The 13,824-nt window shown below is 68.0% G+C and carries 15 protein-coding genes and 4 pseudogenes; 11 read left to right on the top strand and 8 right to left on the bottom strand.

What is annotated here, in order from left to right:
• Positions 1-321 precede the first annotated feature (321 nt).
• The 3 genes and pseudogenes from ACGF7Y_RS07300 to ACGF7Y_RS07310 form a co-directional block, all read left to right on the top strand.
• Positions 322-1,008, top strand: a complete 687-nt coding sequence (locus ACGF7Y_RS07300) for a HEAT repeat domain-containing protein (RefSeq protein WP_393230304.1) — start codon at positions 322-324, stop codon at positions 1,006-1,008.
• Entirely contained in the window at positions 1,002-2,027 is a 1,026-nt protein-coding gene (locus ACGF7Y_RS07305) for a MerR family transcriptional regulator (protein ID WP_393230307.1), read from the top strand. The genes ACGF7Y_RS07300 and ACGF7Y_RS07305 overlap by 7 nt, the downstream gene beginning before the upstream one ends.
• A gap of 169 nt (positions 2,028-2,196) precedes the next feature.
• A pseudogene (locus ACGF7Y_RS07310) lies at positions 2,197-2,334 on the top strand (IMP dehydrogenase); the annotation flags it as partial.
• A 102-nt stretch (positions 2,335-2,436) separates the two neighbouring features.
• Here the strand turns inward: ACGF7Y_RS07310 and ACGF7Y_RS07315 are convergent.
• Positions 2,437-3,417 carry an AraC family transcriptional regulator gene (locus tag ACGF7Y_RS07315; protein WP_393230309.1) on the bottom strand — a complete coding sequence of 327 codons (981 nt, stop codon included), beginning with the start codon at positions 3,415-3,417 and terminating at the stop codon, positions 2,437-2,439.
• A gap of 61 nt (positions 3,418-3,478) precedes the next feature.
• On the opposite strand from ACGF7Y_RS07315, the gene ACGF7Y_RS07320 reads away from it, so the two are divergent.
• Positions 3,479-4,315 (top strand): NAD(P)H-binding protein, encoded by an 837-nt coding sequence (locus tag ACGF7Y_RS07320; RefSeq protein WP_393230311.1) that lies wholly within the window; start codon positions 3,479-3,481, stop codon positions 4,313-4,315.
• Positions 4,316-4,362: 47 nt separating this feature from the next.
• Here ACGF7Y_RS07320 and ACGF7Y_RS07325 read toward each other — a convergent pair whose 3' ends face one another.
• Entirely contained in the window at positions 4,363-5,238 is an 876-nt protein-coding gene (locus tag ACGF7Y_RS07325; RefSeq protein WP_393230314.1) for a sterol desaturase family protein, read from the bottom strand.
• Positions 5,239-5,315: 77 nt separating this feature from the next.
• Between ACGF7Y_RS07325 and ACGF7Y_RS07330 the strand changes: the two genes are divergently transcribed.
• A complete protein-coding gene (locus ACGF7Y_RS07330; RefSeq protein WP_393230316.1) occupies positions 5,316-5,939 on the top strand; it encodes a TetR/AcrR family transcriptional regulator in 624 nt (207 codons plus the stop codon).
• 561 nt (positions 5,940-6,500) lie between these two features.
• Here the strand turns inward: ACGF7Y_RS07330 and ACGF7Y_RS07335 are convergent.
• Complete coding sequence (locus ACGF7Y_RS07335) at positions 6,501-6,809, bottom strand: hypothetical protein (protein ID WP_157106495.1); 309 nt, start codon at positions 6,807-6,809, stop codon at positions 6,501-6,503.
• A 427-nt stretch (positions 6,810-7,236) separates the two neighbouring features.
• On the opposite strand from ACGF7Y_RS07335, the pseudogene ACGF7Y_RS07340 reads away from it, so the two are divergent.
• A pseudogene (locus tag ACGF7Y_RS07340) lies at positions 7,237-7,350 on the top strand (TetR family transcriptional regulator); the annotation flags it as partial.
• Between the two features lie 9 nt (positions 7,351-7,359).
• Positions 7,360-7,704 (top strand): annotated as a pseudogene (locus ACGF7Y_RS07345) (SDR family oxidoreductase); the annotation flags it as partial.
• 45 nt (positions 7,705-7,749) lie between these two features.
• Here ACGF7Y_RS07345 and ACGF7Y_RS07350 read toward each other — a convergent pair.
• Positions 7,750-8,262 (bottom strand): Dps family protein, encoded by a 513-nt coding sequence (locus tag ACGF7Y_RS07350; protein WP_393230320.1) that lies wholly within the window; start codon positions 8,260-8,262, stop codon positions 7,750-7,752.
• Between the two features lie 502 nt (positions 8,263-8,764).
• Between ACGF7Y_RS07350 and ACGF7Y_RS07355 the strand changes: the two genes are divergently transcribed.
• The gene (locus ACGF7Y_RS07355; protein ID WP_393231020.1) at positions 8,765-9,406 is read left to right on the top strand and encodes a DUF6069 family protein; all 642 of its coding nucleotides are present in this window, start codon (positions 8,765-8,767) and stop codon (positions 9,404-9,406) included.
• Between the two features lie 94 nt (positions 9,407-9,500).
• On the opposite strand, the pseudogene ACGF7Y_RS07360 reads toward ACGF7Y_RS07355, so the two are convergent.
• The 3 genes and pseudogenes from ACGF7Y_RS07360 to ACGF7Y_RS07370 form a co-directional block, all read right to left on the bottom strand.
• A pseudogene (locus ACGF7Y_RS07360) lies at positions 9,501-9,629 on the bottom strand (ATP-binding protein); the annotation flags it as partial.
• 25 nt (positions 9,630-9,654) lie between these two features.
• Entirely contained in the window at positions 9,655-9,912 is a 258-nt protein-coding gene (locus ACGF7Y_RS07365; RefSeq protein ID WP_393230323.1) for a hypothetical protein, read from the bottom strand.
• A 133-nt stretch (positions 9,913-10,045) separates the two neighbouring features.
• Positions 10,046-10,288, bottom strand: a complete 243-nt coding sequence (locus tag ACGF7Y_RS07370; protein ID WP_357120211.1) for a GntR family transcriptional regulator — start codon at positions 10,286-10,288, stop codon at positions 10,046-10,048.
• 202 nt (positions 10,289-10,490) lie between these two features.
• On the opposite strand from ACGF7Y_RS07370, the gene ACGF7Y_RS07375 reads away from it, so the two are divergent.
• From ACGF7Y_RS07375 to ACGF7Y_RS07385, 3 genes are read left to right on the top strand one after another with little or no spacing between them, the layout of a single operon-like run.
• On the top strand, positions 10,491-10,775 hold the full coding sequence (locus ACGF7Y_RS07375; RefSeq protein WP_040866739.1) for a hypothetical protein: 285 nt from the start codon (positions 10,491-10,493) through the stop codon (positions 10,773-10,775).
• Positions 10,775-11,323, top strand: a complete 549-nt coding sequence (locus ACGF7Y_RS07380) for a DUF6879 family protein (protein ID WP_393230326.1) — start codon at positions 10,775-10,777, stop codon at positions 11,321-11,323. Before ACGF7Y_RS07375 ends, ACGF7Y_RS07380 begins: the two co-directional genes overlap by 1 nt.
• Positions 11,324-11,328: 5 nt before the next feature.
• On the top strand, positions 11,329-12,156 hold the full coding sequence (locus tag ACGF7Y_RS07385) for a helix-turn-helix domain-containing protein (RefSeq protein WP_393230329.1): 828 nt from the start codon (positions 11,329-11,331) through the stop codon (positions 12,154-12,156).
• Positions 12,157-12,229: 73 nt separating this feature from the next.
• Here ACGF7Y_RS07385 and nuoN read toward each other — a convergent pair whose 3' ends face one another.
• Complete coding sequence (gene nuoN, locus ACGF7Y_RS07390) at positions 12,230-13,777, bottom strand: NADH-quinone oxidoreductase subunit NuoN (protein ID WP_393231023.1); 1,548 nt, start codon at positions 13,775-13,777, stop codon at positions 12,230-12,232.
• Positions 13,778-13,824 lie beyond the last annotated feature (47 nt).

A 13,824-nucleotide genomic window follows, 5' to 3' on the forward strand; every position in this document is an offset into this window, starting at 1 on the left:
GCCGCACCGAGACGAGACGCCTCCACGCAACCATGTCAGGCCGCCGGTCGCGCGGCCGTGCGCGGTCGGCGGCGTGAAACTCCGGCCTCGGTGCCGGGCCCGATCGCCGTTGGCGACATCCTCCAGCGGCGAGGTCGTCTCTGGACGTGAGCCGCAAGCGCGCTGCCGAGCGGCGCGGCCTCGACCCCTGGCGGAGGCGCAGTGCCCCTCCCGCGGCCGGGGTTCGCGCCGGCTCGACCGGTTCCCGCTGAGCTGCTGATCGCCCCGCGCGTCCCGCGCTTGACCTTGACACTGTGACATGGTCTTCACTGGGTGCAGGAGGTGGTCCCCATCAACTCGGCACACAGGAATTCACACGACACGCGGCTGCTCGAGGCATTGTCCGCCGGAGACTCGTCGACGCGGCTCCAGGCCGCGCTGGCGGTCGGCACGCACCCCGACAACGGCTTCGTCGACGCGCTCGTGGCACGGTGCGCGATCGAGCCCGACTTCTTCGTGCGCGACATGCTCACCTGGGCGTTGACGCGCTTCCCCTCGGAGATCACGGTGCCCAGACTCCGCGCGGAGCTGCGGTCCGAACGCTCCCAGGCCCGAAGCCAGGCGTTGCATACGCTGTCGAAGATCGGGGACCGGGATTCGTGGCCCGCGATCACCCGGTCGTTGCTGCACGACGCCGACGACGAGGTCGCGCGAAGCGCGTGGCGTGCGGCCGTCGTCCTCGTGCCCCCGGGGGAAGAGGAAGGTCTGGCCGCGGAACTGGCCGCACAACTCGGTCGCGGTGACCGCAATGTGCAACGGAGCCTCAGCCGGGCACTCGTCGCGCTCGGAGACGTGATCGAGCCCGCCCTGCGGACCGCACGGGCGAGTGCGGACCCGGCGGTGCGTGCGCATGCCCGCGCCACCCAGCAGCTCCTGCACGACCCGGATGCCGGTTTCGACCCGGCCGTCGACGAGGCGAAACGGATCGTCGCGCTCGGCCCGGAACGGGTCGAGGGAACAGCGTGCTGATCGGCGAGGTGGCGCGCCGTTCCGGAGTGAGTACCCGGATGCTCAGGCACTACGACTCCCTCGGGCTGGTGCGGCCGACCGGCCGCACCGTGGGGGGCTACCGCGAGTACTCCGCCGAGGACATCCGCCGGATCTTCCACGTGGAAAGTCTGCGGTCCCTGGGATTGTCGCTGCGGCAGATCGGATCCGCCCTGGAGGATCCCGCCTTCACACCGTCCGCGCTGGTCGGTGACCTCATCCGACGGACCGAGGAGCGATTGCGGCGCGAACAGGAGCTGCTCGAGCGACTGCGTGCCGTCGACGCCTCGGCGCCCACCGGCTGGCAGGGCGTCCTGCGCATCATCGAGCTCCTGCACGGCCTGCACTCGCCCAGCGCCGCGCGCCGCCAGCAAACCGTCTTGGCCCCGCCCGAGGACGTGCCGGTTCCCCTCGAGTTGCTGGCTGAGGCGGTGCTCGCCGAATCCGATCCGAACGTCGCCGGTGCCCTGCGGTGGGCACTGGCGCGGGCGGGCGGTGACGGTGTGGCGAGCGTGGCATCCGGCGTGTACTCCGAGAACGTCGACATCCGGCGGCGCGCGGTGCAGGCGATCGCCGAGATGCCCGGCGACGAGGCGACCTCGCTGCTCGCGGATGCCCTCGGGGACACCGACGCGACAGTGCGCGGGCACGCGGCGCTGGCATCGGGCACACGTGGCGTGACCGCGGCCGTGCCCGCCCTGGTCGGCATGGTGGTCGCGGGTGCGAACGACGTCGAGGCGGCCGAGGTGCTCGGCGCACTGGCACTGGATCCGGAGTGCGCGGACCGGATCATGAGCGCGCTTGCCGATGAACTCGCCGCACCCACCGCGGACTCCGCTGTGCGGATACGCCTGACTCAGGCGCTCGCCGAGATGCCGGGGACCATCGCGCTGGGCATCCTGCGGCGAACGGCCCAGGACGATGATCGGGCGGTCGCCATGATCGCCTCGGCCCTCGCCGGAGTGCTCGAGAAGCGGGCCACGACCGGACCTGAGGCGTAGCCGATTGCCGACCGCTCGCTGTTGCCCGCCGCCACGGCATCGTGGCGCAGACCCACGGACGGCACGTCGGTGTGGCTGCCCGGGGTACACCTCTCGCGAGAGACTCCGGCAAGCGCGTGCACGGGGGTTGCCTGGGCATCACCGGGAGGTAGTCCGGAACCGATGGTGCAAGACCGTCGCCGTGGTGGGTGACGGCGCGGTCGGGTTGCTCAGCGTGCTGGCCGCCGCGCGACTCGGGGCCGAGCGGATCATCGCGATGAGCCGTCACCCCGACCGCCAGGCTCTGGCTGACGCTGTGACATCCACGCTGTGGAACTCCTACAACCACCGCCGACCACCAAGGTGCCCGCGCGGATCCTCACCGGCGAGGTCTGGTTCGACACCCTCTACCGCGCCGAGGAATCCGACATCAGGCCGGAGTCCGGGTCGGAACGCTCGATATATCGATCATCGCCGAGCGGCGGTATGTCCCCGGCGCCACGCCGTAAGCGCGCTTGAACGCCTTGGCGAAGGCGAATTCGGAGCTGTAGCCGACCTGCGCGGCCACATTCCTGAGCGGGGCGTCGGATTCGCGGAGCATGCGGCCTGCGCTGGTCATCCGCCACCAGGTCAGATACGACACCGGAGGTTCGCCCACCAGTGCGGTGAACCGCTGGGCGAACACCGAACGGGACAGTCCGTTTCGCGCCGCCAGTTGTTCCACTGTCCAGGGGGCGGCCGGGTTGGTGTGCATATCGCGCAACGCCTGGCCGACCGCCCGGTCGGCGAGCGCCCGCGCCCATCCCGGCGCATCGGTGCGCTGGTCGGCCCAGGTGCGCAGGATGTAGAGCAGCATCGCGTCGACCAGCGGGGGAACGATGCCATCCCGGCCGGGCCGATCCTGGTCGAATTCGGTCGCCAGCAGGCCGACGAGATGACCGAGCTCCGCGTTCCCGGCGGGTAGGTGCAGGAACACGGGCAATTCCCGCATCAGCGGATGCGGCCGCGTTCGATCGAGCTGGTATGCGCCACAGAGCAGAATCGACCGCGCTCCCGTGCCGTCCACGCGGACATGACCGATCGGCGAATCCGGTTCCGAGCGCTCGGGAGCGAAGTCGATCAGCGGCGTGTGCGGGCTGTCCGCGAGAGCGTGCGAGCTGCCTGTGCGGAGGAAAACCACATCGCCCTGGCTCAGCGCGAGGGGCTGAGTTCCGTCGGCCACCAGCCAGCACGTGCCGCTGAGCACGACGTGGAAGGTCGTGCCGGTGACGGCCGAAAAGCGCAGGCCCCACGGCGCTCGTACGTCGGTGCGGGCCGCGCGGGTTCGGCCCGTTCGCATCGCGGCAAGCGCGTCGGAGAGAACGTCCACAGGTTCAGGACTATAGGACATGTATTCCGGATTTTCAGGCATTCATCATCCGGGCGATCATCCGTAGATTTTCTCCGGTACAACCGATCCGAGGAGAAATACGATGACTGTTCTGGTGCTCGGCGCGACCGGCAAGACCGGTAGGCCCGTGGTGGACGCGCTGGTAGCCCGCGGCGTCCACGTGCGCGCGGCAAGCCGCACTCCCGCCGCGGCCACCACCGGGGTCGAACCGGTACGTTTCGATTGGGCCGACCGTTCCACCTGGGCTCCCGCGCTGCACGGCATCGACGTCGTGTACGTCGTCGGCCCGTACGCCGTGCCCGGCGAACCCGGCCTCGTCGGCGAGCTGCTGGCCGCCGCCGCGCATGTGCGAAAAGTAGTGCTGCTGTCGGTGCTGGGCGTCGACGAGTTGCCCGACGCCATTCCGATGGCCGCTTGGGAGGCGGACGTGCGCGCTTCGGGCAAGGAGTGGATCATTCTGCGGCCGAACTGGTTCCAGCAGAACTTCGGCGAGGGCTTCGCGGCGTCCCTGCGCGAGAACGGCGAACTCGCGCTTCCGGCCGCCGATGCCGTCGTCGGCTTCGTCGACACCCGTGACATCGCGGAAGTGGCCGCCGCCGCGCTCACCGAGGAGGGACATTCGGGAGAAGTTCACATCCTCACCGGCCCAGAGGTCCTGACCCTCCGGCAGGTCACCGAGACGTTGGGTGAAGCCGCGGGCCGGAAACTGCGCTACCGGGCCATCACCGCCGACCGGTTCGCCGACGGCCTGAGCGAAGCCGGTCTGGACGAACGCTCGATCATCTGGCAGCTGGCCCTGTTCCGGTTGATCCGCGACGGCGGCAATGCCGTGGTGACCGATACGGTCGAACGGATCACCGGCCACCCTGCACGGGATCTGAAGTCCTACGCCCGCGAGAACACCGCCACATGGAGGTGATCACGCCCGGTATCGACCGACGGTGCCCCTGTGGTCGGTCGCGAAATTCAATCCAGGCCGACCCGGGTGGCGATCTGTGTCGCCCCCGCGCCGGGCTCCCAGCCAGGAGGTCCGAAGGTGTAGCCGAGCCAGTCGCGTACGCGCCGCGTGGAGCGGAGGTCACGCCACAGCGCACCGAATTGGTAGTACTGGAGTGTGAGGATATCGGTGCTTTCGATGTTCTTGGTGAGTCCGTAGGTCGGACGGAACGTTTCGGCGCGGAAGCTGCCGAACACGCGGTCCCAGAGGATGAGGATGCCGCCGTAGTTCTTGTCGAGGTATTCCGGATCGCTGGCGTGGTGCACGCGGTGGTGGGAGGGAGTGTTGAACACGAACTCGAACCACCGCGGCAGTTTCCCGATGGTCTCGGTGTGCACCCAGAACTGGTAGACGAGGTTGAACGACCAGGCCGTGAACACCATCCACGGCGGTACGCCCAGCAGGGGCAGCGGCGTCCAGAAGAGCAGTTCGAACCACGGATTCCACTTCTGCCGCAGCGCTGTCGCGTAGTTGAAGTACCGGCTGTTGTGGTGCACCTGATGCGCGGCCCAGACCAGCCGTACGCGGTGTGAGACCCGGTGGTAGAGATACCAGAGCAGGTCCACGCCGACCATGACCACGACCCACGCGAGCGGATTGCGCGGATCGAGCTGCCACGGTGCGCGCACATACAGCGCCGCGTAGGCGATCAGTGCGGCGAATTTCGCCGCGCCACTGATGAATACGGATACCGCCCCCATGATCAGGCTGGTGCGGGCATCGACCTTCGCATAGCCGGCCAGGTCGTCGTGCCCGCGCAGGGCGGCGATCTCGAGCGCCATGGCCAGGACGAAGAAGGGGATGGCGTAGGTCACCGGTTGATTGATCTGTTGCCACAGGGACATGGCCTGGTTCCTCCGACACCCTTGATATGACCTTACGGTCACTTCCGTTGAAGTGACCGTAAGGTAAGTTCGAGGCCATGTCAACGGCCTCGGGTCTGGGAACCAAGGGCATGCCCTCCGACGATCGACGCCGAGAGATTCTGGCGGCCGCCATGCGGGAGTTCGCCGAGCATGGATTCGCGGGAGTGTCGATGGTCTCCATCGCGGCGCGCGCGGGTATCTCCAAAGCGCTGGTGTATCAGCACTTCGTCTCGAAGGAGCAGCTGTACGCCGAATGCCTGACCATCGTGGGGGAGCCGCTGCTCGAACGCCTGGATCTCGAAATGGGCGGCGAGGCGGAGTTCTTCGCCGTACCGGCGAACGCCCTGCGCGGCATCTTCGACACTCTCGGCCCGGACCGCACCGCCTGGCGCATCATTCACGACCCCACCGCTCCCGATGCCGGTGACGCGGGAGAATCGGCCCACGCCTACCGGGAACGGATCGCGAACCACGCGGCCTCGGGAGTGCGCCGATTCCTGCACGAACTCGGCGACACCGACGAGAAGGACATCGACGCGCTCGCCCGGATCTGGACAGCCGCGGTGGACGCGATCATGGCTTGGGCTCGGGAGCATCCGGAGGAGTCGGCCGAGGGGCTCACCCGCCGGTTCGGCCGGCTCATCGACACGGTGTTCTCTATCGGCTCCAGCCGGGGGTGACCGCGGGCGGGTCTGTCGCATCGACCTGAGAACGACAGTGTGACCCGCGAATCGACAACCGGGCTGACCACAGCTCCAGCTCGTGGTCACCTCGCCCTGCGGCGCGAATTCTCGGTGACCGCATCGTGTTCCGGTCGCGGATTACGTGTCGGGGTCTTCATCTCGGTCGCTGTTGGGACCCGGGCCCGCCAGGTTGCCGGACGCGTCGGATCGGCCCTCGAGAATGCTCTTTTCTCGGGCATCCGAGGTTTCGTGCGAGTCTGCCTCGTCGGCGGTGTCGCGGGGTTGATTCATGGGTGGTTCTCCTGAGGGGTTGGATCGTCGCTGTCGCGACCATCGCCTACCCCTTGATACGCAGGACAAACCGAGGGAAGTCATCCAGCGGCGATCTCGGAGTGCCGGCGGCCGATCGATATCGCTTGCGCCGCCGGACTGGCCCGAGGGCCTCCGGAGTCGGAGTCGGTCGATCACCCGCCACCGGAGACCTCGCGCGTCAGAAACTTTGCCCGCGGACCCTATTCATGCGCTCGGCCGCGCTTCTGAACGGGAGCCGGGTGCGGTTCACTGGGGCCCTGCGACGCACGGACTCGGAAGCGCGGACATCGTGGCCAGGTCGCAGATTCCACTGGTCAATATCTGCAAAGGGGCGGCGACCATCAGCACGAGAATTCCGATGATGTCGCCGCGCTCGAGGTAGTACAAGCCCGTGCGCGCTGCCGCCGATCCGGAGTCCGCCGCCGACGAGCCGGTTCCGGCCGCGACGGTGGTCACCGGCGCGGAGCTGATCGGTTCGGCCGTCGCACCGGCCGCGGTGACGACGAGAGTCGCCGCTGCGGCCGAGGCGGCGGCGAGCCGAAGGGGGGTACGCATCATCGCGCTCCTCTGTTCGTGAATCGTTGTTCACATACTAGCGTGCTTTCGTGCCGTCCCGTATGCGAAATCGCAAAGCTACCGGCCCTGGAGGCGTAGGGCGCGGCTCACCGCGACGAGTAGAAAACTGAATATAAGCAGGGATTATGTTGAGTCAACCGCATGTCGGGGCTGTCATGCGCCAGGAGTGGGAGAATCTACAGCGCCATCGCATCGCCGACGTGGCGACGCCTCCTGAATTGCGTGAATGTGCAGTCACATAGCGCCGGGTCGTTCCCGAAAGTTCGGTTACCTGTCGAGTCGGTGCGGTCTCCGGGCGCCGGTCGTGTCGCTGGCCATCGACAAATTACGCCACCTGACTTGATCTCGCGGTGACGAAGAGTGGAGACGGATGGCACGGCACAGCGACGCGGCCCGGCGGGCTCTGATGGACGCCGCCGAGGAACTGTACGGCCGCTACGGCATCGACCAGGTCTCCAGCCGGCGGATCGCCGAGCACGCGGGCAATGCCAACCACTCCGCGGTCGCCTACCACTTCGGCGATCGGGACGGGGTGAAGATGCAGCCGTTCATGGTGCACTACACCGCCAGCAAGCACGCGGTGACCGGGATGGCGCGGGCCTTCGCCGCCGAACTCGGCAAGTACGAGATCCGGGTCAACAGCATCCATCCCGGCGGGGTGAACACGCCGATGGGTTCCGGTGACATGCAGTCCGCGCTCGCCGCGGCGGGGGAGACCAACCCGCTGCTCAACGGGATGGGCACCCCGTTCCTGCCGCGCTGGGCCGCGACCGCGGAGGAGATCGCCGACACGGGGCTCTTCCTGGTCGGCGACGAATCGAAGTACATCACCGCGGTGCCGCTGTCCATCGACGGCGGCGCCGCGCACTTCTGAGGCGGACCCGCCGCGAGCGAGCAGTGCGCGCGGCGGGGCGGGCGGTCAGACGCCGCGGTTCTCCGACTTGATCATCCACGCCAGCTTCTCCAGCGAGGCGATGACCTGATGCAGCAGATCGCTGGTGCTGGGGTCCTCGGCGTCCACGGCGTCGTGCACGTCGCGGATGGTGTCGATCGCCGCGTAGGTCCGCGTCGTGATCAAATCGACGACGTCGGTGGTGTTCACCTCTTGGGCGGGAAAGGGCGGCAGGCTCGTCGTCGCGGCGACGGTGTCGGAACGCCCGTCGGGGACGGCGTCGAGGGCTCGCATCCGCTCGGCGATGGTGTCGCTGCTCTCGCGGGCCGCGTCGACGAGTTCGTCGAGCTGGAGGTGCAGGTCGCGGAAGTTGGTCCCGACGACGTTCCAGTGCGCCTGCTTGCCTTGCAGGTGCAGTTCGATGAGATCGACGAGCACGCGCTGTAGGCCTGCGGCCAGCCGGGGGGAAGCGGTGAAATTCCGGACATCGTCGGCGAGGCGGCGATTGGTCCGCTGCTCGGTCCGAGGTGCGGCAGTCATGGGTTGTACTCCTTTCGGAATCATTCAACAGAACCAACCGCCGCTTTATTGGAATCATTCCAGAATGCACTGTTGGGTGGGTCACTGCGCTACGGATCGGTGACCACCGCCCGCTCGCGATCATCTGCCGGAGGTAACGACGCGAGCGAGTCCGCGAGGCCGCCGATCCATCCGGCGGCAGAGGCGAGCGGGATCGGCCGGGACTTCGGTCCCGTGACGGCTGCGGCGGGCACCCCGATGGTCGTGCAGGTCTCCCGGTTCGTAGCGGTTTTCGCTGGTCAACCGCCATCCAGCGATCAGCGGCAACGGCCGGCCCGGGCGCGCAGTTCTCGAGCAGGTGTAAGCCCGTTGGGAGACGGTGGGTTTCGTCCGAGCGCGGCTGGCTTCCGCGGCCGACTCACGGGCCGAGCGGAGTTGGGTAGGGGGCAGCGGCGTGTCCGGTCCGGCCCTACACTCGACGCACACACACGCTTTCGACGGAGGTGATCGGCGGTTGAATCCCATGGATCCGCGCGACCAGCACACCGCACGTTACGAAGCCGGTTATCAGCCGGGAAATTACCGTGATCCCGGGTACGGCCAAGATCACGGGTACAGCCAAAGCCCTGGGCAGGGCCGGGATCCCGGGTACGGCCAGGGGGCCGGCTACGGCCGGGAGTCCGACTACAGCGCGTATCAGCAGTCCGATCATCCGGACCAGCAGCGGTCCCGGCCGCCGCAGGGGCCGGAGGTCAACATCGGCATGTTCACCGGCGGCGTGATCGCGGCGGCGGTGGTGACCGCGCTGGCGGCCTGGCTGTGCGCTTGGATCATCGAAATCATCGCGACCAGGGTGAGCGAGAGCGGCAATTTCGGGGTGTGGAACCCGATGGCCCAGGACGCGTACTGGTTCGCGGTGGTGGCCTTCATCTGCGCGCTGCTGGGCGGTGTGCTCTGGTATCTGCTTCGCCTGGGCACTCCGTCACCGGAACTGTTCTTCAGCTGGATCGTGGGAATCCTCACCGCCGCGGCGGTGATCATTCCACTGGCCCTGTCCAGTGACCTGTGGGTGGGCATCTCGACGGGGATCGAGCATTTGGTGATCGGGCTGCCCATCTTCAGCCTGGTGCGCATGGTGGGCGCGAAGAGCATCGTGTACCCGTGACGAACGCACCGGCAGCGTAGGCACGACCACGACGTTCCGCTGTTCCCAACACGCATCGATGCGGTTGACGGGCCGAGTAGTTCGCGGCGCCGGTCCCGGCACCGGGCAGGCGCACGGTGAATTCGATGTGGCCGGATTCGCCGGCCACCGAGATGTCACCGCCGTGCGCCTTGACGACGGCCGCGACGATCGCCAGACCGAGGCCACGGCCCCGCTTCCGAGCCACCAGGGTCGGTCGGCCAGGCTTGTCAGACAGGGTCCGGCTCGTGCGATCCGTAGACAGGTGGTTCGAATGCTGTGGTCTGCGGATCGGCCGGGGGCGCGGTGCTGCGACGGCTCCAGCAACCGGCAAGGAAGGCCACGGCGGTGATGATCGCGACGTGTACCGCTATCAGGACGAGGAACGGCAGGAAGAATCCCTCGTCGGTGACCGCGCCACGGTCGGTGACGCAGTAAAGGGTGTGTCGACCATCGACCGCCCCGATGCATCCACCGGCGCTCAGCACGACCGAACACAGTGCGGCCCTCAGGCACCTCCGACGGCCATACCGGAATGCTGAACGTCTACTGGTCATACGCGACGTCGATCCGGCCATCCGCACCTTATCGGCGATCCGAGCGAAGCCGTCCCGCCTCGGCTCACAAGGTGAATCGGCGTCCCTTCGCGGCCCATTCGCCGCGGCCGCGCTGCGTGATGGTCCAGCGACCGCGGTGGCGGCAGTCCATGATCAAACCGCGCGACTGCAGTCGCAGCAATGCGCTGCGTACCGACCATGCGGTCAGTCGCGCCTGCTGAGCCAGTTGCTCGACGGTGAGCAATCCGCCTGGCGCCAGCACACCCAGCACCGCGAAATCGGCGGCAGTCCTGGGTCGTCTCATCATGTCGGAGCCCTTTCCCTCGGGGGAGAAAGGCAGCCCGGGATCGACGCCGGCGCCGTGGCCCCGAGTTGCCGAATCGACGGTAGAAGCCACACCGGTACCGCCGCCACGACTTTGCGCGACTTTGCGAAGTGCGTTGACCCGCAGAGCCTCCGGTAGGGACGATTGCACGACATCGTCCGCCAGCTCTCGCAAAGGATCAGCTATGAACCTGCGACTTCTCGGATCCGGATCCGATCATGGAGCTTGTCCCGCCGTGTACGCGAGCGACACCGGCGTGCTCGTGGTGCAGGGCGATGCCACCGACCGCACCGGGACGGTCCTGGTGCCGCACCAGCTGCTGGACTGGCTGGAGCCGGGGATGTGGCTACGGGTGGAGGCGAGCGGAACCTGCGGATCGGTGCTGGTGGCCGGGGAGCCGGTCACCGATCCCGAGTTGCTCGCCCAGCTGACTCTCGAATGTCACGAAACCGCCGTGGTGGTGCGCTGATGCTGCACGTCGTCGGCGACCGCTGCTACGAGCCGCTGTTCCGGGCGGCTCGGTTTCGCGCGTTCCATCTGGAGGTTCGGGATCAGTACCTGATGGACGACGAGCAGGAGGCGTTGCGCCGCTTCGATGCCGGAGTAGCGTACGAGCGAGAGGAACAGCCCGAGTCGTGGAAAGCCTGGGATGCTCTGATGGTCGAGTCAGCCGGTCGCGGGGTCACGCTCGAACGACTACGCGTCGTGACGGTGCCGCACACGGACTACACCCGGTGGCTGTTGTCGGCGACCGACGACAACATCGCCACCGGCGAGGCGGTGCGCTGGCTGCCGCGACATCTGGTCGATCCCGCCGATCTGCCCTACGACGATTACTGGCTGTTCGACACGAACACGGTCGCCTTCAACACCTTCGCCGAGGACGGGGCGTTCACGGGGTTGTCGATCACCACCGACCCGGCGCTGGTCGCCCGCTATTCACGGGTGCGGGAGCGGCTGTGGCCCAAGGGGATCGACCATCAACGATATTGCGAGAGTGAGCACGTAGGCGAGTGAACGGTGTGTCGGACGCACGCGAGGTGCTGGGCGCGCGCCTGCGTGAACTACGTCGCGCCGCCCACCTCACCGGCTTGGAACTGGCCGCGAGGTGCGGCTGGCATTCGAGCAAGGTCTCCCGGATCGAGGGCGGCAAGCAGACGCCTTCGGAGGCGGACCTCGCCGCGTGGTGCGAAGCGTGCGGCAATACAGCGGTGCTGGACGATCTGGTGGCCAACGCGCGCAATCTGCAGTCGATGTACCTGGAGTGGCAGCGCACCGTCGCCTCCGGACACGCGCGCAGGCAACGGCAGTCGATCGACCTGGAGGCGCAGACCACGCAGATCCGCTGGTACGCGCCGGACACGTTGCCGGGACTGCTGCAAACCGAGGGCTACGCGCGGGCGATCCTGACCGCCTGCATCGCCGTCACCGGCGGACGCGACGACCTGGAGGACGCGGTGGCCGCGCGTATGGCCCGCAAGCAAGTGCTCTTCCGGGCCAAACACCGGTTCCACTTCGTGGTCAACCAGGCCGCGCTGTGGCGCACGGTCGGCGACGCCGCCACCATGGCGGAGCAACTCACCCACCTGCTCGCGGTGATGGCCAATCCGAGGGTCCGGCTGGGCATCATCCCGATCTGCGCCGACTACCGCGCCCCCGCGACGAACTTCGTCATCTACGACCGGGCGCAGGTGCTCACCGAGACGGTCTCGGCCGAACTGACTATCACCCGGCCGTCGGAGATCGCCCTGCACGAGAGAACCTTCGCGATCCTCGCCGACCAAGCCGAGTACGGCGATCGCGCCCGGGCCTTGATCGCGAAGGCCTTGGAACGCCGGCGCGGCTCCTGATCGCACGGAATCGCGGAAACACGGCAATGCCGCCGCTGTCGCCCAGCGACGGCATCGCAGCGGCCCAGGCCCGTCAGCGGACGAATGTCGCCGCCTGATCGGCGAGGTCGAGCAGTGGCTGCGGGAACACACCGAGCGCGAACGTGACCGCCGCGGTGATCGCCACGATCGTCGTCGTCATCGGCGGGGTGACCAGCAGCGGAGCGTCGGCGGGCGGGTCGGTGAAGAACATCAGCACGATGACTCGCAGATAGAAGAACGCCGCGATGGCACTGCAGATCACGCCGATGACGACCAGCGCTGCCGCGCCGCCCGACGCGGCGGCCTCGAACACGGCGAACTTGCTGACGAAACCGCTGGTGAGCGGCAAACCGGCGAAGGAAAGCAGGAACAGCGCGAAAACGGTGGCCAGCCACGGGGAGCGGCGGCCGAGCCCCGCCCACCGGGGCAGGCCGGTGGCTTCGTCGCCGTCCGGTTCGCGGACCAGGCTGACGACGGCGAACGCGCCGAGCGTGCCGATGCCGTAGGCCGCCAGGTAGAACAGCACCGCCGCGACACCGCGGTCGTTCGCCGCCACCGGGCCGGTGAGCAGGAAACCGGCATGTGCCACCGAGGAATACGCGAGCATTCGTTTGACGTCGGTCTGCGTGATCGCCATCACCGCGCCGACGGCCATGGTGGCTATCGCGACGGCCGCGAGGATCGGCCGCCAGTCGTCGCGCAGGCCGGGCACCGCGACCTGCAGCACCCGTACCAGCGCGCCGACCGCCGCGATCTTGGTGGCCGCCGCCATGAAACCGGTGATCGCGGTGGGAGCGCCCTGGTACACGTCCGGCACCCAGGACTGGAACGGCACCGCGCCGATCTTGAACAGCAGACCGACGGCGAGCATCGCGACCCCGAGCACCGCCAGCGTCGCGTTGTCCGGATGCTGGGCGATGGCGTCCGCGATGCCGCCGAGCCGCACTGTGCCCGCCTGGCCGTACAACAGCGCGACACCGTAGAGGAAGAACGCCGAGGAGAACGCGCCGAGCAGGAAGTACTTCAGCGCCGCCTCCTGCGACAGCAACCGCTTGCGCCGGGCCAGTCCGCACAGCAGATACAACGGCAGCGAGAGCACTTCGAGCGCGACGAACATGGTCAGCAGATCGTTGGATGCCGGGAACAGCATCAGCCCGCCGACGGCGAGCAGCGTCAAGGGGAACACCTCGGTGGTCGCCACACCCGCGCGCAGCGCCGCCGTTTCGGCCGCGCTGCCGGGCACCGCCGAAGCCTGTGGTGTGAACGCGTCCACACCGCGCTCGCGGGTGGCGGCGGCCCGGCTCCAGGTTCCCGGTCCGGACCGCGCCTGCTGACGAGGCTCGGCTCCGCGCTCGGCGATGAACAGGATGGCGAGGATCGACACGACCAGGATCGTGCCCTGAAGGAACAGCGTCACGCCGTCGATCGCGACCGCACCGGCCACGGCGGTGGATTCGGTGCCCGCCAGCGCCACTACGGCGATCAGCGCTGCGGCCAGGCTCGCCACGCTCAGCACCAGGTGAACGGTATAGCGGTAGTTGCGGGCGACGAATGCTTCGGCCAGTACGCCGAGCACGGCGGCGCCGAACACGATGAGCATGGGAGACAAGGCGCCGTATTCGATGCTCGGCGCGGGGACGCTCGCGG

It is taken from the genome of Nocardia sp. NPDC047654, assembly GCF_043205035.1.
Classification (GTDB): domain Bacteria; phylum Actinomycetota; class Actinomycetes; order Mycobacteriales; family Mycobacteriaceae; genus Nocardia.